This is a genomic window from Bailinhaonella thermotolerans (genome assembly GCF_003594875.1).
GTDB lineage: Bacteria > Actinomycetota > Actinomycetes > Streptosporangiales > Streptosporangiaceae > Bailinhaonella > Bailinhaonella thermotolerans.
In genome coordinates, this window is sequence record NZ_QZEY01000033.1 from 1 (window position 1) to 22,230 (window position 22,230).

The 22,230-nt window shown below is 76.4% G+C and carries 7 protein-coding genes; 4 read left to right on the forward strand and 3 right to left on the reverse strand.

Annotated features, from left to right (window positions below):
- Together D5H75_RS39880 and D5H75_RS39885 are read left to right on the forward strand one after the other, a co-directional pair.
- Positions 1–9,643, forward strand: a 9,643-nt coding sequence (locus D5H75_RS39880) for a type I polyketide synthase (protein WP_119931834.1), incomplete at its 5' end; no start/stop codon positions are given.
- A 4-nt stretch (positions 9,644–9,647) separates the two neighbouring features.
- Positions 9,648–15,896 (forward strand): type I polyketide synthase, encoded by a 6,249-nt coding sequence (locus D5H75_RS39885; RefSeq protein ID WP_202638982.1) that lies wholly within the window; start codon positions 9,648–9,650, stop codon positions 15,894–15,896.
- Between the two features lie 104 nt (positions 15,897–16,000).
- Here the strand turns inward: D5H75_RS39885 and D5H75_RS39890 are convergent, their stop codons facing one another.
- Positions 16,001–16,726 (reverse strand): thioesterase II family protein, encoded by a 726-nt coding sequence (locus tag D5H75_RS39890; RefSeq protein WP_119931835.1) that lies wholly within the window; start codon positions 16,724–16,726, stop codon positions 16,001–16,003.
- Between the two features lie 102 nt (positions 16,727–16,828).
- Positions 16,829–19,210 (reverse strand): penicillin acylase family protein, encoded by a 2,382-nt coding sequence (locus tag D5H75_RS39895; protein WP_242454787.1) that lies wholly within the window; start codon positions 19,208–19,210, stop codon positions 16,829–16,831.
- A gap of 204 nt (positions 19,211–19,414) precedes the next feature.
- Here D5H75_RS39895 and D5H75_RS39900 point away from each other — a divergent pair, with 204 nt between their 5' ends.
- Entirely contained in the window at positions 19,415–20,377 is a 963-nt protein-coding gene (locus tag D5H75_RS39900; RefSeq protein ID WP_202638983.1) for an alpha/beta hydrolase, read from the forward strand.
- A 101-nt stretch (positions 20,378–20,478) separates the two neighbouring features.
- Here D5H75_RS39900 and D5H75_RS39905 read toward each other — a convergent pair whose 3' ends face one another.
- The gene (locus D5H75_RS39905) at positions 20,479–21,603 is read right to left on the reverse strand and encodes a DegT/DnrJ/EryC1/StrS family aminotransferase (RefSeq protein ID WP_119931836.1); all 1,125 of its coding nucleotides are present in this window, start codon (positions 21,601–21,603) and stop codon (positions 20,479–20,481) included.
- A gap of 94 nt (positions 21,604–21,697) precedes the next feature.
- Here D5H75_RS39905 and D5H75_RS39910 point away from each other — a divergent pair, with 94 nt between their 5' ends.
- Positions 21,698–22,123 carry a sugar 3,4-ketoisomerase gene (locus D5H75_RS39910; protein WP_242454788.1) on the forward strand — a complete coding sequence of 142 codons (426 nt, stop codon included), beginning with the start codon at positions 21,698–21,700 and terminating at the stop codon, positions 22,121–22,123.
- The last annotated feature ends 107 nt before the right edge of the window (positions 22,124–22,230 follow it).

A 22,230-nucleotide genomic window follows, 5' to 3' on the forward strand; every position in this document is an offset into this window, starting at 1 on the left:
GGCCGCCGCCGGGGTCGCGGGTGTGATCAAGATGGTGCTGGCGATGCGGCACGAGACCCTGCCGAAGACGCTGCACGTGGACGCGCCCTCGTCCAAGGTGGACTGGGACAGCGGCGCGGTCGAGCTGCTGACCGAGCCCCGGCCCTGGCCCCGCACCGGCGAACGGCCCCGCCGGGCGGGGGTGTCCTCCTTCGGCATCTCCGGCACCAACGCCCACGTCATCCTCGAAGAACCCCCCGCCGACGAGCCGTCCGCCGCCATCGCGACCGTCGAGCCCCCCGCCGAGGCGACCGGTGAGGAATCGCCGGAGGGGAAGCCGGCCGAGGAGCGGACGGTCGTCATGAGTACGGCCGCGCTGCCGGTCCCGGTGGTGGTGTCGGCGAAGTCGGAGGCGGCGCTGCGGGCGCAGGCCGACCGGCTGGCCGCGTTCCTGACCGGACACGAGGAGGCCGGCGCGGCCGACCTGGCCGCCCAGTTGTCCCGCCGCGCCGCTCTGGACCACCGCGCGGTGGTCCCGGCGGCCGACCGCGACGACCTGCTCGCCGCCCTGCGGGCGCTGGCCGCCGGAGAGCCCGCCCCCTCGGCCGTACACGGCCGGGCACGGCAGGGCCGAACGGCCGTACTCTTCTCCGGCCAGGGCGCCCAGCGCGCGAGCATGGGCCGCGAGCTGTACGAAGCCTTCCCGGTGTTCGCACGCGCCTTCGACGAGGCGTGTGAGCTGCTGGAGGCCGAGTTCGCCGCTTCCGAGGCGGGTGAGGTCGTGGGCGGGCTGGCCGGTGGGCTGCGCCTGCGCCAGATCATCGCGGATGAGTCCGGCGCGGCCGGGTTGCTGGATCAGACGGTGTTCGCGCAGGCCGGGTTGTTCGCGGTCGAGACCGCCCTGTACCGGCTGCTCGAATCACTCGGCGTACGACCCGACTACGTGGCCGGGCACTCGCTCGGCGAGATCACCGCCGCGCACGTCGCAGGAGTGCTCGACCTGCCCGACGCCTGCCGGCTCGTCGCCGCTCGCGGCCGGTTGATGCAGGCCCTACCCGAGGGCGGCGCGATGGCCGCCATCGGGTGCGGCGAGGCCGACATCGCGCCCATCATCGCCGGGCACGAGCAGGTGGCGATCGCGGCCATCAACGCCCCCGGAGCCGTGGTCGTCTCCGGCGCGGCCGACCAGGTGGACCAGATCCTCACCTGGGCCGGCGAGCGCGGGCACCGGACCCGCAGGCTGCGGGTCTCGCACGCCTTCCACTCCCCGCTGATGCGGCCCATGCTCGACGACTTCGCCGCCGTGGCCGAAACCATCACCTTCCACCAGCCGGCCATCCCCCTGGTGTCCAACCTCACCGGACGCCTCGCGGGCAGCGAGATCACCGAACCCGGCTACTGGGTGGACCACGTACGGCAACCCGTACGATTCGCCGACGCCATCACCACCCTGAGCGAGCACCAGGTCACCCGCTTCCTCGAAGCCGGACCCGACGCCCAGCTCACCCCCATGATCGAACAAACCCTCACCACCGGCCCAGAAACCGAGGCCGAGGCCGAGGCCGCCTCGGTGGTCGCCCTCCTGCGCCGCGACCGCCACGAGACCACCCAGCTCGCCACCGCACTCGGCCAGACCTGGACCCACGGCACCACGGTCGACTGGACCGCCTGGCCGTCCGGCACCTACAACCGGCACCTGGACCTGCCCACCTACCCCTTCCAGCACCGCCGGTACTGGCTGCGGCCCGCGCCCACCGGCGACCCCGCCGCGCTCGGCCAGACCTCCGCCGACCACCCGATCCTGGGCGCGGTCGTCGGGCAGCCCGGCGGCGGGGCCATCCTCACCGGGCGCCTGTCGACCGGCACCCATCCCTGGCTCGCCGACCACGCCATCAACGGCACCCCCATCCTCCCCGGCACCGCCTTCGTCGAACTCGCCCTCCGCGCCGGAGACCAGGTCGGCGCCCCCGTCATCGAAGAACTCACCCTGCACACGCCCCTGCCCATCCCCGGCGACGGCGGCGTCGCCGTACAGGTCAGCGTGAGCGCCCCGGAGGAGGACGGCCGGCGCGAGATCACCATCCACTCCCAGGACGACGAGGAGAACTGGACGCGCCACGCCACCGGCACCCTCACCTCCGCCGTCACCCCGGCGTCCCGTCTCGGCGCCTGGCCGCCGCCGGACGCCGAGCCGCTCGACACCACCGGCCTGTACGACCGCCTCACCGGCCACGGCTACGGCTACGGCCCCGCCTTCCACGGCCTCACCCGAGCCTGGAAACACCACGACGACCTCTACGCCGAAATCACCCTCCCCGAACACGCAGGACCCACCACCCGCTACGGCCTCCACCCCGCCCTCTTCGACGCGGCGACGCATCTGGCGCTGCTGGCCGGGGAGGACGCCGGAGCGGCCGGTCCGCTGATCCCCTTCAACTGGCACGGCGTCACCCTCCACGCCGCCGGGGCCGGCGCGCTGCGCGTACGGCTGCGCCCGGGGCCGGACGGCGGGTTCCGGCTGGACCTGGCCGACCCCTCCGGCGGCCCGGTGGCCACGGCGGCCTCCGTCGTGTCCCGGCCCGCCGTCGCCGCCGATCCCTCGACGCGAGCGGCGGCGTCGGTGGCGCGCTGGGTCACCGAGGTGACGTGGCGACCCGCCGCAGACGGGGAGGAACCGGCGCCGCGGGACGGCGCCGTGGCCGTGATCGACGCCACCGCGGACGACGGCGGCGACGTGCCGGACCGGGTACGGCGGCGCGTCGGGGCGGTGCTGGCGGAGCTCCGGGAGCGGTTGGCCGGGGAGGATCCGCGGCCGGTGGTGGTGGTCACCCGGGGTGCGGTGGCGGTGGCCGGCGGGGAGACGCCGGACCCGGCGGGCGCGGCGGTCTGGGGCCTGGTCCGCGCCGCCCAGCAGGAGCACCCGGGCCGGATCACGCTGGCAGACCTGGAGCCGGCGGGGACGGACCCGATCAGCGATGGGGACGCCCAGCCGGCGTGGGCTTCGGCGCTGCCCGGCGACGAGCCGGAAGTGGCCTTCCGCGACGGCCGGCCGTGGGTGCCCCGGCTGGAGCGGGCCCGCCTCGGCGAGGAACCCACGACGGCCTGGCCCGCCGACGGCACCACGCTGATCACCGGCGGCACCGGCGGCCTGGGCGCCCTGCTCGCCCGCCACCTGGTCACCGAGCACGCCGTACGGCACTTGCTCCTGACCTCCCGCCGGGGGATCGACGCCCCGGGCGCGGCCGAACTCCGCGACGAACTCACCGAACTGGGCGCCGAGGTCACCGTCGCCGCCTGCGACGCCGCCGACCGGGACGCCCTCGCCGCCCTCCTCGACCGGATCCCGGACGCCCACCCCCTGCGTGCCGTGGTGCACACCGCCGGGGTGGTCGACGACGGGGTGATCGGCTCGTTGTCGGCCGAGCGGGTGGAGTCGGTGCTGCGGCCCAAGACGGACGCCGCCTGGCACCTGCACGAACTCACCCAGAAGCACGACCTCACCCACTTCGTGATGTTCTCCTCGCTGGCCGGGACCCTGGGCGCGGCGGGGCAGGGCAACTACGCGGCGGCCAACGCCGCGCTGGACGCGATCGCCGTACGGCGGGCCGCCGCCGGGCTGCCCGCGACCTCGCTGGCCTGGGGCATCTGGGAGGCCGAGGACGGCATGGCCGCCCGGCTGACCGACCGGGACAGGGACCGCATGGTCCGGGAGGGGCTCACCCCGCTGCCCGCCGCCGTCGGCCTGGCCATCCTGGACCGGGCGGTGGCCATGGACCGGCGCGGCGTCCTCGTCGCCGCCGGCTGGTCCGTCGGCACGCTGCGCACCAGGTCGGCGGAGCGGTTGCCCGCGATGCTGCGCGACCTGGTGGGCGTACGGCGCCGCGCCGCGCTCGACGCACCGGCGGCCGATGGTTCGTTCGCCGACCGCCTGGCCGGGCTGCCCCCCGCCGAGCGCCGTACGACCGTGGCGGAGCTGGTGCGCGCGCAGGTGGCGGCGGTGCTGGGGTACGGCGCGGCCGAGTCGGTGCCGGTGGACCGGGCCTTCCAGGAACTGGGCGTCGATTCGCTGATGGCCGTGGACCTGCGGAACCGGCTGGGCCGGGCGGCCGGACTGACCCTGCCCGCGACCCTGGTCTTCGACCACCCCTCGGTGAACGCGCTGACGGACTTCGTGCTGCGCCGGCTGCTCGGCGGGCGCGAGGAGCGGCGGGCGACGCGGCGACCGGCGGCGGTCACCGACGATCCCGTGGTCGTGGTGGGCATGGCCTGCCGCTACCCGGGCGGGGTGGACGACCCGGAACGCCTGTGGCGGCTGCTGCTCGACGGCACGGACGCCGTGGGCGGTTTCCCCGCCGACCGCGGCTGGGACGTCACCGGCCTCTACGACCCTGAGCCCGGCAAGCCCGGCCGCACCTACGCCCGGGAGGGCGGCTTCCTGTACGGCGCGGCGGACTTCGATCCGGCGTTCTTCGGGATCAGCCCCCGTGAGGCGGCGGAGATGGACCCGCAGGAGCGGCAGTTCCTGGAGGTCTCCTGGGCGGCGCTGGAGCGGGCCGGGATCGACCCCACGTCGCTGCGCGAGACCAGCGCGGGCGTGTTCGCCGGGGTGATGTACCACGACTACGCCCCCTCGGGCACGGGCGGCGCGACGATCTCGGGCCGGGTCTCCTACACCCTGGGCCTTGAGGGGCCGGCGGTGTCGGTGGACACGGCGTGCTCGTCGTCGCTGGTGGCGCTGCACCTCGCCGTGCAGGCGCTGCGTTCCGGCGAGTGTGATCTGGCCCTGGCCGGTGGGGTGACGGTGATGGCCACGCCGGACGCGTTCGTGGAGTTCTCGCGGCAGCGGGGTCTCGCGGGGGACGGGCGGTGCAAGTCGTTCGCGGAGGCGGCCGACGGGGTCGGCTGGGGTGAGGGCGTCGGTGTGCTGGTGGTGGAACGCCTGTCGGAGGCGCGGCGTCGCGGGCACCCCGTCCTCGCGGTGCTGCGTGCCACCGCCGTGAACCAGGACGGGGCGTCGAACGGCCTGACCGCGCCGAACGGGCCGTCCCAGGAGCGGGTGATCACCCAGGCGCTCGCCGCCGCCGACCTGAAGCCCTCGGACGTGGACGTCGTGGAGGGCCACGGCACGGGCACCGCCCTGGGCGATCCGATCGAGGCGCAGGCGCTGCTGGCCACGTACGGCCAGGATCGTGAGTCGCCGCTGTGGCTGGGCTCGGTGAAGTCGAATCTGGGCCACACTCAGGCGGCTGCGGGCGTCGCCGGCGTGATCAAGATGATCCTGGCGATGCGGCACGAGACGCTGCCGAAGACGCTGCACGTGGACGCCCCGTCGTCCAAGGTGGACTGGGACAGCGGCGCGGTCGAGCTGCTGACCGAGCCCCGGCCCTGGCCCAGGGCCGAGGGCCGGCCACGCCGGGCGGGGGTGTCCTCCTTCGGCATCTCCGGCACCAACGCCCACGTCATCCTGGAAGAACCCCCGGCCGAGGAGCCGTCCACCGCCATTCCCGGGGACGGGGCGCCGGTCGAGGGTTCTGGTACTGCCGCGCTGCCGGTCCCGGTGGTGGTGTCGGCGAAGTCGGAGGCGGCGCTGCGGGCGCAGGCCGACCGGCTCGCCGGGTTCCTGACCGGGCACGACGACACCGATCCGGTGGATGTGGCGGCCGGGCTGGCGCGCCGTGCGGCGCTGGAGTACCGCGCGGTGGTTCCGGCGGCGGACCGCGGCGACCTGCTGGCCGCCCTGCGGGCGCTGGCCGCCGGGGAGCCGGGGCCCTCGGCCGTACGGGGCCAGGCCCGGTCGGGCCGGGTGGCGGTGGTGTTCTCCGGTCAGGGCGCCCAGCGTGCGGGGATGGGCCGGGGGTTGTACGGGGCGTTCCCGGTGTTCGCGCGGGCCTTCGACGAGGCGTGTGAGCTGTTGGAGGCCGAGTTCGCCGCTTCCGAGGCCGCTGAGGTCGTGGGCGGGCTGGCCGGTGGGCTGAGCCTGCGCCAGATCATCGCGGATGAGCCCGGCGCGGCCGACCTGCTGGATCAGACGGTGTTCGCGCAGGCCGGGCTGTTCGCGGTCGAGACCGCCCTGTACCGGCTACTGGAATCGCTCGGCGTGCGGCCGGACTACGTGGCCGGGCATTCGCTTGGGGAGATCACCGCGGCGCATGTCGCGGGGGTGCTCGACCTGGCCGATGCCTGCCGGCTCGTCGCCGCTCGCGGCCGGTTGATGCAGGCCCTTCCCGCCGGTGGGGCGATGGCCGCGATCGGGTGCGGGGAGGCGGAGATCGCCTCCGTGCTCTCCGGGCACGAGCAGGTGGCGATCGCGGCGATCAACGCGCCCGGCGCGGTGGTCGTCTCCGGCGCGGCCGAGCAGGTGGACCAGATCCTCACCTGGGCCGGTGAGCGCGGGTATCGGACCCGCAGGTTGCGGGTCTCGCACGCCTTCCACTCCCCGCTGATGCGGCCCATGCTCGACGACTTCGCCGCCGTGGCCGAGACCATCACGTTCCGCGAGCCGGTGATCCCGCTGGTGTCCAACGTCACCGGCCGCCTCGCGGGCAGCGAGATCACCGAACCCGGCTACTGGGTGGACCACGTACGGCGGCCCGTACGGTTCGCCGACGCCGTGACCAGCCTGCGGGAGCACCAGGTCGGCTGCTTCATCGAGGCCGGGCCCGACGCCCAGCTCACCCCCATGATCGAACAGACCCTCACCGCCGGCCCAGAAGCCGAGGCCGCCTCGGTGGTGGCGCTGCTGCGCCGCGACCGCGACGAGACCACGCGACTCGCCACCGGACTGGGCCAGGCTTGGGCCGACGGCGCCGCCGTGGACTGGACCGGATGGACCGCGGCCGTCCGGACCCGGCATCTGGAGCTGCCCACCTACCCCTTCCAGCACCGCCGCTACTGGGTGGACGCGCCGCCCGCGACCGACCCGGCGGCCCTCGGCCTGGGCACCGCGGACCACCCCATCCTCGGCGCGGTCGTCGAACAGCCCGACGGCGGAGCCATCCTCACCGGACGCCTGTCCGCCACCACCCACCCCTGGCTCGCCGACCACGCCATCAACGGCACCCCCATCCTCCCCGGCACCGCCTTCGTCGAACTCGCCCTCCGCGCCGGAGACCAGGTCGGCGCCCCCGTCATCGAAGAACTCACCCTGCACACCCCCCTGCCCATCCCCGGCGACGGCGGCGTCGCCGTACAGGTCAGCGTGAGCGCCCCGGAGGAGGACGGCCGGCGCGAGATCACGATCCACTCCAGGGACGGACAAGGGAACTGGACCCGCCACGCCTCCGGTGTGCTCGCCGACGCCACCCCGGCGTCCGCCGCGGGGCTCCACGCCTGGCCGCCGCCGGACGCCGAGCCGCTCGACACCACCGGCCTGTACGACCGCCTCATCGGACTCGGCTACGGCTACGGCCCCGCCTTCCACGGCCTCACGCGGGCCTGGCGGCGTGGCGACGAGCTGTTCGCCGAGGTGGCGCTGCCCGCCGACGCGGCCGGCCCCGCGGGCTACGGCCTGCACCCGGCCCTGTTCGACGCGGCCCTGCACGCGAGCCTGCTCTCCGGGAGCGAGGGCGATGAGAGCGGCGGGGGCCCGCTGATCCCCTTCGCCTGGAACGGGGTGGCCCTGCACGCCGTGGGCGGCGCCGCCGTCCGGGTGCGGATCGCGCCCGCGCCTGACGAGTCCGGCGGGCTGGTCGTGGAGATCGCCGACCAGTCCGGAGAGCCGCTGGCGACGGTGGCCTCCCTGACCTCCCGGCCGGCCGGCACCTTGACGCGGGCCGGGGCGGGGGCGCTCGCCCAGTCGCTGTTCGAGCTGGCCTGGCGGGAGGTTCCGCCGGCCCCGCCCGCCGGTCCCGACGTCCCCGCCGACCCGGTGATCGTGACCGCCGCCGATGACGGGGACCCGGCCGAACCGGGGCGGGTGCCGGACGGCGGCATGCCGGACCGGGTACGGCGGCGCGTCGGGGCGGTGCTGGCGGAGCTCCGGGAGCGGTTGGCCGGGGAGGATCCGCGGCCGGTGGTGGTGGTCACCCGGGGTGCGGTGGCGGTGGCCGGCGGGGAGACGCCGGACCCGGCGGGCGCGGCGGTCTGGGGCCTGGTCCGCGCCGCCCAGGCCGAGCACCCCGGCCGGGTCGTCCTGGTCGACCTGGACCCGGAGCCGGGGAACGCCCGGGGATCGGAGACCCCGGACGCCGCCGGGCCGGCCGCGGTGCTGCGGAGCGGGGAACCGCAGGTCGCCTCGCGCGGCGGCCGGCTGTGGGCACCCCGGCTGGAGCGGGCCCGCCTCGGCGAGGAACCCGCGACGGCCTGGCCGGTCGACGGCACCACGCTGATCACCGGCGGCACCGGCGGCCTCGGTGCCCTGCTCGCCCGCCACCTGGTCACCGAGCACGGCGTACGACACCTGCTCCTGACCTCCCGCCGAGGCCCCGACGCCCCCGGCGCCGCCGAACTCCACACCGAACTCACCGAACTCGGCGCCCAGGTCACCATCGCCGCGTGCGACGCCGCCGACCGGGACGCCCTCGCCGCCCTCCTCGACCACATCCCCGCCGCCCACCCCCTGCGCGCCGTGGTCCACACCGCCGGGGTCAGCGCGAACGCCGTACTCGCCGACCTGACCCCCGGGCTGCTGGACCGGGTGGCCGGGCCCAAGTCCGACGCCGCCTGGCACCTGCACGAGCTCACCCGTGACCTCGATCTGGCCGAGTTCGTGCTGTTCTCCTCGTCGGCGTCGCTCGTGGACAACCCCGGACAGGGCAACTACGCGGCGGCCAACGCCTTCCTCAACGCGCTGGCCGAGCACCGCAGGGCGCTGGGCCTGCCGGCGCGGTCGCTGGCCTGGGGGCTGTGGGGCGGCGAGGCCGGGATGCAGCGGCGGCTGGGCGACGACGACCTGGCCCGGATCCGCCGCTGGGGCATGTCGCCGCTGCCGGTGGACGCGGGCCTGGCGCTGTTCGACGCGGCGCGGCGGGTGGACGCCGCGATGGTGGCCCCGATCCGGCTGGACATCGCCGCCCTGCGCGCCCGAGCGGACGGCGTGCCCGCGCTCCTGAGGGGGCTGGCGCCCGCCGTACGGCGCGCGGCGGCGGCCTCGGACGAGGGGCGGGCGGAGCGGCTGGCCGCGCTGGCCCCGGCGGAGCGCCGGGAACGGCTGACCGAGCTGGTGCGGGAGCGGGTCGCCCTGGTGCTCGGCCACGACTCGCCCGCGTCCGTGCCGGTGGACCGGGCCTTCCAGGAGCTGGGCTTCGACTCGCTGGCCGCGGTCGAGCTGCGGAACGGCCTGGGCGCCGCGCTGGGCCTGCGGCTGCCGGCGACGCTGGTGTTCGATCACCCGTCGGTCGGGGCGGTCGTCGAGTACCTGACCGGGCGGATCGCGCCGCGGACCGGCGGCGGGGCCGACGGCGTCGCCGGAGGCGACGGGCTCGACGGGGACGAGGCGGCCGTCCGCAAGGCGCTGCGGACCGTGCCGCTGTCGGCGCTGCGGGCGGCCGGGCTGCTGGACGGGCTGCTGGAGCTCGCCGGGGCACGCGGGACGGCCGCGCCGGCCCCGGCCGCGGGATCGGACGAGGCGGCGGACGGCGACGTGATCGACGAGCTGGACACCGAGGACCTGATCAGGATGGCGCTGGACGGCGGGCACCCGGGGAACGGGGCCGAGGATGGGTGACGAGATGGCAGAGGGCGACGGGAGGCTCGTCGAGGCGTTGCGCGCCTCGCTCAGGGAGACGGCCCGGCTGCGCCGGCAGAACCGCGCGCTGGCCGAGCGCGCCCGGGAGCCGATCGCGATCGTGGGGATGGCCTGCCGATACCCGGGCGGCGCGACCTCCCCGGCGGCGCTGTGGGACCTGGTGGCCGAGGGGCGGGACGCCACGGCCGGCTTCCCGGACGACCGGGGCTGGGACCCCGGCGTCTACGACCCGGAGCCCGGCAGGCCGGGCCGCACCTACTCCCGCGAGGGCTCCTTCCTCTACGACGCCGCCGACTTCGATCCGGCCTTCTTCGGGATCAGCCCCCGCGACGCGTACGAGATGGATCCGCAGCAGCGGCAGTTCCTGGAGGTGTGCTGGACCGCCGTGGAGCACGCGGGGATCGACCCCACGGCCCTGACGGGCACGGCCACCGGGGTGTTCGCCGGGCTGATGTACCACGACTACGCGACCGGCGGGTCGAGCGGCAGCATCGTCTCCGGCCTGGTCGCCTACACCCTGGGCCTGCGCGGCCCCGCCGTCACGGTGGACACCGCGTGCTCGTCGTCGCTGGTGGCGCTGCACCTCGCGGTGCAGGCGCTGCGCACGGGGGAGTGCGATCTGGCGCTCGCCGGCGGGGTGACCGTGATGTCCACCCCGGGCATGTTCGTGGAGTTCTCGCGGCAGCGGGGACTGGCGCCGGACGGCCGGTGCAAGGCGTTCGCCGAGGCGGCCGACGGGGTCGGCTGGGGTGAGGGCGTCGGTGTGCTGGTGGTGGAGCGGCTGTCGGAGGCGCGGCGGCGCGGGCACCGGGTGCTGGCCGTGATCCGGGGCACCGCCGTGAACCAGGACGGGGCGTCGAACGGCCTGACCGCGCCGAACGGGCCCTCGCAGGAGCGGGTGATCTCGCAGGCGCTGGCCTCGGCCGGGCTGAAGCCCTCGGACGTGGACGTCGTGGAGGGGCACGGCACGGGGACCGCGCTGGGCGACCCGATCGAGGCCCAGGCGCTCCTGGCGACCTACGGCCAGGATCGTGAGTCGCCGCTGTGGCTGGGGTCGGTCAAGTCCAACCTCGGCCACACCCAGGCCGCCGCCGGGGTCGCGGGTGTGATCAAGATGGTGCTGGCGATGCGGCACGAGACGCTGCCGAAGACGCTGCACGTGGACGCGCCGTCGTCCAAGGTGGACTGGGACAGCGGCGCGGTGGAGCTGCTGACCGAGTCCCGGCCCTGGCCGAGGGCCGAGGGCCGGCCGCGCCGGGCGGGGGTGTCCTCCTTCGGCATCTCGGGCACCAACGCCCACGTCATCCTGGAGGAACCTCCCGCCGACGAGCCCGCGGCCGCCCCGGAGCCGCGCGACGACCGGGACCTCGCCCCGGTCGCGTCCCCTGAGGGCGGCTCCGCGGCTCCGGGCCCCGTCCCGGACGGGCCGGAGGGTACGGCGGTGCCGCCCGCCGTGCTGCCGGTGCCGGTCGTGGTGTCGGCGAAGTCGGAGGCGGCGCTGCGGGCGCAGGCCGACCGGCTGGCGGAGTTCCTGACCGGGCACGACGAGGCGGACCCGCTGGACGTGGCGGCCGGGCTGGCGCGGCGTGCGGCTCTGGAGTACCGCGCGGTGGTTCCGGCGGCGGACCGCGATGACCTGCTCGCCGCCTTGCGCGCGCTCGCGGAGGGGGAGCCGGGCCCGCCGGTCGTGCGCGGCCGGGCGCGGTCGGGCCGTTCGGCCGTGGTGTTCTCGGGTCAGGGCGCCCAGCGCGTGGGGATGGGCCGCGAGCTGTACGGGGCGTTCCCGGTGTTCGCACGCGCCTTCGACGAGGCGTGTGAGCTGTTGGAGGCCGAGCTCGCCGGGGCGGGGATTCCTGGCGTGGGCGGGGTCACCCTGCGGGACGTGATCGCCGGCAAGGCCGGCGACGGCGGATTGCTGGATCAGACGGTGTTCGCGCAGGCGGGGTTGTTCGCGGTCGAGACCGCCCTGTACCGGCTGCTGGAGTCGCTCGGTGTGCGACCCGACTACGTGGCCGGGCATTCCCTCGGGGAGATCACCGCCGCGCATGTCGCAGGAGTGCTCGACCTGGCCGATGCCTGTCGCCTCGTCGCCGCTCGGGGCCGGTTGATGCAGGTCCTTCCCGAGGGCGGGGCGATGGCCGCGATCGGGTGCGGGGAGGCCGACATCGCGCCCATCATCGCCGGGCACGAGCAGGTGGCGATCGCGGCGATCAACGCCCCCGGCGCGGTGGTCGTCTCCGGCGCGGCCGAGCAGGTGGACCAGATCGTGGCCTGGGCCGGTGAGCGCGGGTATCGGACCCGCAGGCTGCGGGTCTCGCACGCCTTCCACTCCCCGCTGATGCGGCCCATGCTGGACGACTTCGCCAAGGTCGCCGAAACCATCACCTTCCACCAGCCGGCCATCCCCCTGGTGTCCAACGTCACCGGCCGCCTCGCGGGCAGCGAGATCACCGAACCCGGCTACTGGGTGGACCACGTACGGCAGCCCGTACGGTTCGCCGACGCCGTGACCAACCTGCGGGAGCACCAGGTCGGCTGCTTCATCGAGGCCGGGCCCGACGCCCAGCTCGCCCCCATGATCGAACAGACCCTCACCACCGGCCCAGAAGCCGAGGCGGCCTCGGTGGTGGCGCTGCTGCGCCGCGACCAGGACGAGACCGCCCGGTTCGCGGCCGGGCTGGGGCGGGCGTGGACCGGCGGCACCGCCGTGGACTGGGTCGCCTGGCCGGTCGGGCCCCGGACCCGGCACCTGGAGCTGCCCACCTACCCCTTCCAGCATCGCCGGTACTGGCTGGACGCGGCCCCCGCGACCGACCCGGCCGCCCTCGGCCTGGACGCCGCGGGCCACCGGATCCTGGGCGCGGTGGTCGAGCAGCCCGACGGCGGGGTCCTCCTCACCGGACGCCTGTCGGCGACCGCCCACCCCTGGCTCGCCGACCACGCCATCAACGGCGCCCCCATCCTCCCCGGCACCGGCTTCGTCGAGCTGGCCCTGCGCGCCGGCGAGCGGACCGGCTGCCCCGGCATCGAAGAGCTCACCCTGCACACCCCCCTGCCCATCCCCGAGGGCGGCGGCGTCGCCGTACAGGCCGTCGTGAGCGGGCCGGACGAGGACGGCCGGCGTGAGATCACCATCCACTCCAGGGACGGCCAGGGCCACTGGACCCGCCACGCCACCGGCACCCTGACGCCCGCACCCGCCGCCCCGGAACCCCTCCCCGACGCCTGGCCGCCCCCGGACGCCCGGCCGCTCGACACCACCGGCCTGTACGACGACCTCGCCGAGCACGGCTACGGCTATGGCCCCGCCTTCCACGGCCTCACGCGGGCCTGGCGGCGTGGCGACGAGCTGTTCGCCGAGGTGGCGCTGCCCGCCGACGCGGCCGGCCCCGCGGGCTACGGCCTGCACCCGGCCCTGTTCGACGCGGCCCTGCACGTCGCGCTGCTGGCCGCCGGGGACACCGGCGCGGACGGGCCGCTGATCCCCTTCAACTGGCACGACGTCACCCTCCACGCCGCCGGCGCGACCGCGCTGCGGGTACGGCTGCGCCGCCTCGGCGGTGACGAGGTGACCCGGCTGGACCTGACCGACGGCACCGGCGCCCCGGTGGCGACCGTTGGCGCGCTGGAGGCCCGCGCGGTCACCCCCGGCCAGACCGGCGGCGCGACGCCGTGGCTGTACGAGCCGGCCTGGCGGTCGCTGGAGGACGGCGCGGGCGCCGCCGGGACGGACGGCGCCGCGCGGGCAGACGTCCTGGTGCTGGACGCCGGCCTGACGGCGGCTCCCGGCGAGGACGAGGGCCCGGACGGGCTTCCGGTCCGGGCGCGGCACGCCGCGGGCGCGGTCCTCGCCGGCCTGCAAGGCTGGCTGGCCGGGGCGGACGCCCGGCCCGCCGTGGTGGTCACCCGGGGCGCGGTGGCCGTGGGGGACGGGGAGATCCCCGATCCGGCGCAGGCCGCGGTCTGGGGGCTGGTGCGGTCCGCCCAGGCGGAGGAGCCTGGCCGGATCACCCTCGTCGACCTGGACCCCGGCGGCGATCCGCCGTCCGGTCCCGACCCCGTGGTGACGGCGGCGCTGGGGCGGGGTGAGCCGGAGGTCGCGGTGCGCGGCGGCCGGATGTGGGTGCCGCGCCTGACGCGGGCCGAACCCTCCACTCCGGAGAACGCGGACGGGCCCTGGCCCACGGACGGCACCACGTTGATCACCGGCGGCACCGGCGGCCTCGGTGCCCTGCTCGCCCGCCACCTGGTCACCGAGCACGCCGTACGGCGCCTGCTCCTGACCTCCCGCCGGGGGATCGACGCCCCGGGCGCGGCCGAACTCCGCGACGAGCTGGCCGAACTGGGCGCCGAGGTCACCGTCGCCGCCTGCGACGCCGCCGACCGGGACGCCCTCGCCGCCCTCCTCGACCGCATCCCCGACGCCCACCCCCTGCGCGCCGTGGTCCACACGGCGGGGGTGCTGGAGGACGGGCTGCTGAGGACGCAGACGGCGGACGGCCTCCGCGCGGTGCTGCGGCCGAAGCTGGACGGGGCGTGGCACCTGCACGAGCTCACCAGGAAGCGCGACCTCGCCAGGTTCGTGCTCTTCTCCTCGGTCGCGGGCCAGGTGGGCGGGCCGGGCCAGGCCAACTACGCCGCGGCCAACGCCGCGCTGGACGCCCTCGCCGTACGGCGGGCCGCCGCGGGCCTGCCCGCCATCTCCATCGCCTGGGGCGTCTGGGACACCGAGGCGGGGATGGGCGCGGGCTCCCGCGCCGACCGCGACCGCATCGCCCGCGAGGGACTGCGGCCGCTGCCCGCCGACGTGTGCCTCTCCGCGCTGGACCTGGTGACGGCCGACCGCACGCGCGCCGTGGTGATGGCCGCCGGATGGGACGTGGCCGCGCTGCGCGCGCACCGGCCCGAGCACCTGCCCGCCGCGCTGCGCGGCCTGGCCGGTGCGGGGGAGGGGAGACGCGCCGCCGGTACCCGCGCCCGATCCGGCGCGGCCCGCCCGGACCCCGCGGCCCTGCTGCGCCGGCTGGCCGGGCTGGACGACGCCGCGCGGGAGGCCGAGCTGGTCGGCCTGGTGCGCGCGCGGGCGGCCTCGGTGCTCGGCCACGCGGACCCGGATCCGGTCGAGCCGGACGCGGACCTGGTCGGGCTGGGCGTGGACTCGCTGGCCGCCATGGAACTGCGCAACGCGCTCAACGCCCACACCGGGGTACGCCTGCCGGCCACGGCCGCCTTCGACTACCCGACGGTCCGGGCGCTGGCCCGGGCCCTGGCCGGGGAACTCGCCCCCGCGCTGGCGGCCGCGGCCGACGGCGGACCGGAGGGCGGGAACGCGGTGCCCGGCGGCCCGGCCCGGCCCGACGGCGGCACGCCGGCCGCGCACGACCTGCCGGGCGCTGCGGAGACGCTGAGCGGCCTGTTCCGCGCGGCGGTGGACGCCGGCCGGATCGAGGAGGGGATGGCGCTGCTGCACGCCGCCGCCGCGGTCCGCCCCCGGTACGCCGCGGCCGACGCCCCGGCCCGCGCCCAGGTCGCCCTGGCCACCGGCCCGCGCAGGCCGAGGCTGCTCTGCGTGAACTCACCGATGGCCTTCGGCGGGCCGCACCAGTTCGTGCCGCTGGCCGCCGAGTTCCGCGACGTGCGCGACCTCGCCGTGCTGCCGGTGCCGGGCTTCGTCCGGGAGGAGGGCCTGCCGGACTCGCTGGACGCCCTCGTGCACGGCCTGGCCCGGGCGGTGGCCGGCGGCGCCGAGGCTGACGCGGAGCCGTACGCCCTGGTGGGGTACTCCGCGGGCGGGGTGTTCGCGCACGCGCTCGCCGCCGCGCTGGCGGAAGCGGGGCGCGGCCCGGCCGGGGTGGTGCTCCTGGACACGCACGTCCCCGGGACGGGGGAGGGCGCGGAGGTCTGGTCGTCGATCGTGCGCGGCCTGCTCGACCGGGAGGCCGCGTTCGGCCCGTTCACCGCCGCCCGGCTGTCCGCGATGGGGTGGTACGCCGCGCTGCTCTCCCAGTGGCGGCCGGTCGAGCTGCCGGCGCCGACGCTGTTCATCCGCGCGGCGCGCGGGGTGGCGGCGCCCGGCGGCCCGGCCGGGGGCGCGGGCGAGGGCTGGCGGCCGGTCCTCGACCCCGGTACGGCGGTGCGCGACGTGGACGCCGACCACTTCAGCATGCTGGAGTCCGACGCGCGGCAGACCGCCGCGGTGATCGAGGACTGGCTCGTCCGGCTGCCCCGCTGAGCACGCCGGCCCCCGGTGAGCACGGGCCGCCGGGGAAACGCGAGGCCGCCCGGGGAGCGTGGCTCACCCGGGCGGCGCGGTGACGTCTTCTGGGGCGGCGCGGCTCACCCGGCCAGCGCGATGAGCGCGTCGGTCACCTCGGCCACCTGGTCGTCCAGGTAGAAGTGCCCGCCGGGGAAGACCCGCAGGTCGAAGCCGCCGGTGGTGTGGCGGCTCCAGGCGCCGGCCTCCTCGACCGTGGTCTTCGGGTCGTCGTCGCCGACGAAGGCGACCAGCCGGCAGCCGACCGCCGCGCCCGGGTCGCACTCGTAGGTCTCGACCGCCCGGTAGTCGGCGCGCAACGCCGGCAGCACCATCTCGAACAGCTCCGGGTCCTGGAGGAACACCGGGTCGGTCCCGCTCAGCCCGCGCAGCTCGGCCGCCACCCCGGCGCGGTCCCGCCGGTGCACCCACTCGTCCCGGTACGTGGACGGGGCGCGGCGGCCCGAGGCGACCAGCGCGTGCGGGGCCGCGCCGCGCCGTTCCAGGAGCAGGGCCAGCTCGAAGGCGACCACCGCGCCCATGCTGTGCCCGAACAGCACCGTGGGCCGGTCGTCGCCGGGGAGCGCGTCGGCGACGGCGGCGGCCAGCCTCCGCACGTCCGTCAGCGGCGGCTCGTGGCGGCGCTCCTGCCGCCCCGGGTACTGCACCGCGTGGGCGTCCAGCGCCGGGTGCAGCGCGGCGGACAGCTTGAAGTAGGCGCTGGCCGCGCCGCCCGCGTGCGGCAGCAGGACCACCCGCGCCGGGGCGCCGGGCGCGGGATGGAATCTTTTGATCCAACGTTCGTCCACATCGTTCCTTCCGCCGTCGTTCGTTCGCAGCCGGGAAGCCGGGAAGCCGGAAAACCGGGAAGTGCGGAGGCCGGAGGCCGGGAGGCCCGGGAGCCGGGGCGGTCAGCCGCGGCCGGCCGCCGCCGGCACCAGGGTGATGACGCTCTCGGTGTTCCGCGCCACGGCGGCCGGGCTGTAGAGCAGCGGCACCTGGGCGCCGGACCGCCAGGCGGCGGCGAGGTCGGAGTAGTGCGGGCTCGCCGGGTCCCCGGACTGCCCGGGGGCGCTCACGAAGGTCGACTCGTCCCAGCGCCCGACGTCCAGCACCATCCGGTACGGCGCGCCGATCAGCGACCGGTAGGCGCCCCGCAGGTAGGTCGAGGCGTCCACCGTGGACGCGGAGCCGCCCCGGGGGAACGGGCCCACGTGCCGGCCCAAAGCGTGGGGGAACAGCGCGTGGTGCAGGTCCCCCCACCGCCAGGCGGCGGGGTCGTCGCCGAGCCGGCCGCGGACCTCGAGATACGCCGCGCGCAGCGTCCGCCGTACGAGCCGGTCCCGGGCCTCCGCACCGCCCGCCCCGAACCAGCGGTCCGGCCGCTCCAGCGCGTCGATCACCTGCCGGACGTCGGCGCGCGGCACCCGGGCGGCCACCGCCGGGGAGACGAGCTCGGACAGGAACGCCGGGGCCAGGTGCCCGCTGAGCCAGGGCTCGAACAGCGCCGCGCCGGGGGAGTCCGCGCTCGCCGTGCCGTCGTAGCCGCGCAGGTGCCGCAGCGCCGCCGCGGTCTCCGGGTCGTCGCCCGCCTGGATGTCGCGCAGCACCGCGACGATCCGCCGGGCGTACCCGTCCACCTGGTCACGCTGCAGCCGAGCCATGCCGGCCGGGGTGTGCCGGGCCGAGCCGGACAGCACGTCCGCGATGCGGTCGCGGCGCGCCGCCGCCTCCCACTCGTAGCCGACGCGCACCGGGTGCCCCGGCGGCATGTTGTACTCGTTCGCGGAGGCGACGAAGCCGCTCTCGGGATCGCTCACCCGGGGCAGCTCGGCCCCGTCGTGGAAGCCGGCCCACTCGTAGCGGCCGTCGCCGGGCACCGGCAGCAGCCCGTCGTGCCGGGGCCGCCGGGGGACCAGCGCGCCGGGCACCCAGCCGATGGCGCCCGAGGTGTCGGCGTAGACCAGGTTCTCCGGCGGGGCCGCCCAGCGCCGCGCCTTGGCCGCGAACTCCGCGAAGCTCTTGGCCGTCATGGCGTCCAGGCCCACGAGGTACGGCGCGGTGCCCGGCTCGGACCAGGCGGTGCGCAGGCCGTACGCCAGCTTGCGGGTCTCGTCCACCTTGAGCACCGGGCCGTGCCGGGAGAAGGTCAGCGTCACCTGGCGGGCCGCCTCCCCGGCCACCGGCAGCTCCTCCCGCACGGTGGTGAAGGGCACCCAGCGGCCGCGGTAGAGGTAGCGCCCGGAGTCGTCCGGGTGCAGCCGGTAGACCTGCAGGTCCTCCTGGTCCGCGCCGAAGACGGTGAGCGCGAAGGCGGCGCGGCCGTTGTGGCCCATGGAGATCCCCGGCAGCGCGGGCTCGCCGGCGCCGATCACGTCCAGGCCGGGCGCGGACAGGTGGGCGACGTAGCGCAGCGCGGGCGCCGGGGTGGCCCGGTGCGGGTCGCCGGCCAGGATCGGCCGGCCGGTGGCGCTCCGCGACGGCGCGACCGCCCAGGCGTTCGACCCGCCCGACGCCGGTGACGGCGCGGGCCGTACCGTGACGCCGTCGAAGGCGACCGGCGTGGTGCCCAGCAGGTAGGTGTCGAGCACGTCCGCGGGCACGTCGCACGGGTCGAGCCCGTCGGGCACCCGGGGCTCGTGCTCGGGTTCCAGGCGCACGAGGGCCCGCGCGGCCGGCCGGCCGCCGACGCACATCGCGGACGCGCGCAGCGCCTCGGCGTACGCGTTGAGCACCAGCCCGTGGCTGCGGATCCGCACCACGTCCTCGGGCCGCCACCGGTCCGGCCGGTGGCCCAGCCGGCGGAACTCCGGCGGCAGCGCCTCCGGGTGCGCGTTGACCCAGTCCACGTAGGCGTTGACGCCGCGGACGAACGCGGTCACGGCACGCTGGGTGCCCGGCCCGTACGCGGCCCACTCCCGCCGCATGTCGCCGCGGTACAGCAGCAGCCGGGCCGCCCGGTCCTTCTCGGCGAAGCGGGGCCCGAAGGCGGCCGACAGCAGCCCCAGGCCGCGCCGCCGCCACAGGTCGAGCTGGAACAGCCGGTCCCGCGCCGCGTTGTACCCCTGCGCCAGGAACACGTCGTCGGTGTTGCGGGCGTACAGGTGCGGCACCCCCCAGCGGTCCACCACCAGCCGCACCGGCTCGCGGAGCCCGGGGACCTCGACCTCGCGGACCTCGCGCGCGGAGCCCCGCGCCGGGTCCTGGTCCGCCTCGCCCGGCACCGCCGGCGTGAGCGCGAGCACCGCGGCCACCAGAGCGGCGGCGGTACGGCGTAACGCGATGATCCGCACCGCCGGACTCCCTCCCGGAGACGTCACCGTGCAGTGATTCTCTTTCGCGGGGGAGATCCGGGGCAGCCCCTACCCTCCCCTAATCCGGGTCCCTTATCCGGCCGGAACCACGCCGCGGGCGGGCCCCTATTCGGCGGCGGGCGGGGTGACGCGATCGTCAGGGCGGGCTTACGGTCAAGACGATCGTACGTATGAGGAGGCCGGGTGACCACCGTCAAGTACGCGGGGAAGTACGACTTCGAGCCGGAGCTGGCACCCGCGCTCGCCGTGTTCGAGGAGGTCGAGATCGACCTCTCGGACGTGGCCGCGGTGCGCGCCGCCGTACCGGAGGACCTGCCGCGATACGTGCCGCGCCGCCCGCTGGAGGTCGCCGACCGGATGATCCCGGGCCCCGGCGGCGAGCTGCGGGTGCGGGTCTACACCCCGGCGGCGGCGACGCCACCGCTGCCCGCGCTGCTGTACTTCCACGGCGGCGGCTTCGTCGCGGGCGGCGTGGACACGCACGACGCGTGGACCGCCTGGATCGCCGACGAGGTCGGCACGGTGGTGATCTCCGTGGACTACCGGCTCGCCCCCGAGAACCCCTTCCCGGCCGCGCCCGAGGACGCCTACGCCGCCCTGGAGTGGACCGCGGCCCACGCGGCGGAGCTCGGGGTCGATCCGGCGCGGATCGCCGCCGGCGGGGACAGCGCGGGCGGCAACCTCGCGGCCGTGCTGGCCCTGCTCACCCGGGACCGCGGCGGGCCCCCGCTCCGCTTCCAGTACCTCGACGTGCCGGTGACCGACGACCGGATGGGCACCCCCTCGATGCGCGCCTTCGACGACACCCCGGTCTGGAACCGGCCGGCCAACGAGCTGATGTGGCGGCACTACCTCGGTGACGGGGTACGGCCCGGCGGGCCCGGCGTGTCGCCGTACGCGGCGCCGATCCGCGCCGCGGACCTGTCCGGGCTGCCTCCGGCATTCGTGGCCACCGCCGAGTACGACCCGCTGCGCGACGAGGGCATCGAGTACGCCGGCCGCCTGCTCGCCGCCGGGGTGCACACCGAGCTGCGGGTATACCCGCGCGTGCCGCACGGCGTCGTGCTGCTCGGCGGCGGCTTCCCGGTCGTACGGCGGATCGCCGAGGACCACTTCGCCGCCCTCCGCCGCGCCCTGCTCCCCTGATCCCGCCGCCCCTCGCCCGCCGTACGCCCGCGGGCCGCACGGCGGCGTCCCGGCCGCCGTCCAGGCTCAGGGGCCGGCGGCCGGGGGAGGCCGGCGCGTGGTCACCAGCCGGAGGCGATGGTGTCGGCGATGAACTCGCGCTGCTCGTCCGTCACCCACCAGCCGACCGGGACGCAGACGATCCGGTCGGCGATCCGGTCCAGGCCGGGCAGCGCGGAGCGGTACTCGCGGACGCAGGTGTGCAGGTCGTTGCGTTCGTGGACGTTGCTCACCATGATCCCGGCGGCGTCCATCCGCTTGATGAAGCCCTCCCGGTCCTCCACCTTCATCGGGTAGATCCAGAACGAGGACTCGCGGTCGGCCGCGCGCTCGGTGAGCTCCAGGCCGGGCACGTCGGCCAGCGCGGCGTCGTAGAAGGCCGCGTTCTCCCGGTGCCGGGCGACCACGCCCTCGGCGTACTCCAGGTTGGCCAGCCCGATCGCGGCGTTGATGTCGGTCAGGTGGAACTTGAAGCCCCACTCGGGCACGTCCGGGGGGTTGCGCAGCCGGTCGGCGCCGCGCCGGATGCCGAACCACCGCAGCAGGCTCGCCCGCTGGTGGAGCTGGTCGCTCGGCAGCACCATGAGGCCGCCGTCGCCGCAGGTCAGGTGCTTGACCGCCTGGAAGCTGAAGACCGTGATGTTGCCGTGCGTGCCGCCGATCGGCTGCCCCCGGTAGGTGGCGCGCCAGGCGTGCGCGGCGTCCTCGATCACCATCGGGCGCACCCCGACGCGGGCCTCCGCCTCGTCCAGGATGGTCTGCAGCCGGTCCAGGTCCACGGGGTAGCCGGCGAAGTGCACCACCATGACCGCCCGGGTCCGCGGCGTGATCTTGCGGGCCAGGTCGTCCAGGTCGACGTTGAGCGTCGCCGGGTCGATGTCCACCCAGCGGATCCGCAGCCGGTTGGCGAGGATGGCCCAGTTGGTGGCCTCCATGGTGAGCGGCGTGGTCAGCACCTCGCCGGGGCCGTCCGGCCCGTCGTCGTCCCCCGCCAGCAGATGCAGCGCCAGGTGCAGCCCGGACGTGCCGCTGTTGACGGTGACGACCCGCGGGTTCGCGAGCTTGGCGGCGAGGGCGGCCTCGAACTCCTCGACAAGCGGCCCCTGGCCGACGAACCCGCTGCCGACGACCTCGGCGACCGCGGCGGGGGCCCGATCCGACATGGGTACCTTGAGCAGCGGAATCATGGTTTCAACGGTGATCGCCGCCGATGGGGGAGGCAACCCCTAGGCACGGCCTTAGGGGTGTGCCGGCCGCGCGGCCGCCGCTTAGATTACGGATGTGTCCACCACTGTCGGGCGTGTCGACCCCTGCCGTCTCATCGATCTGCCGGACCACTCCGACGACCGCGGCGGGCTCACCGTGGTCGAGGGCGGGCGCGACGTGCCCTTCGAGATCCGCCGGGTCTACTACATCCACGGCGTGCCGGACGGGGCCGCCCGGGGCGCGCACGGGCACCGCCGGCTCCGCCAGCTCATCGTCGCGCTGCACGGCGCCTTCGACGTGGTCGTGGACGACGGTCACGCGTCCGCGCGCTTCCGCCTCGACAGCCCCGGCCGCGGCCTCTACGTCGGCCCGATGATCTGGCGGGACATGGTGGACTTCACCCCGGACGCCGTGGGCCTGTGGCTCGTCTCGGAGCTCTACGACCCGGCCGACTACTACCGGGACTACGCCGAGTTCCGCCGCGACGCCCGCGCCTTGTAGAGCCTCCCGGCGTCCGCCCCGCCGAGCCGCCGGCGTCCCCCAGCCGCCAGTGTCCGCCCCCCGAGCCGCCGGCGTCCGCCCCCCGGTGCGTCCCCCCCGCCCGCCCT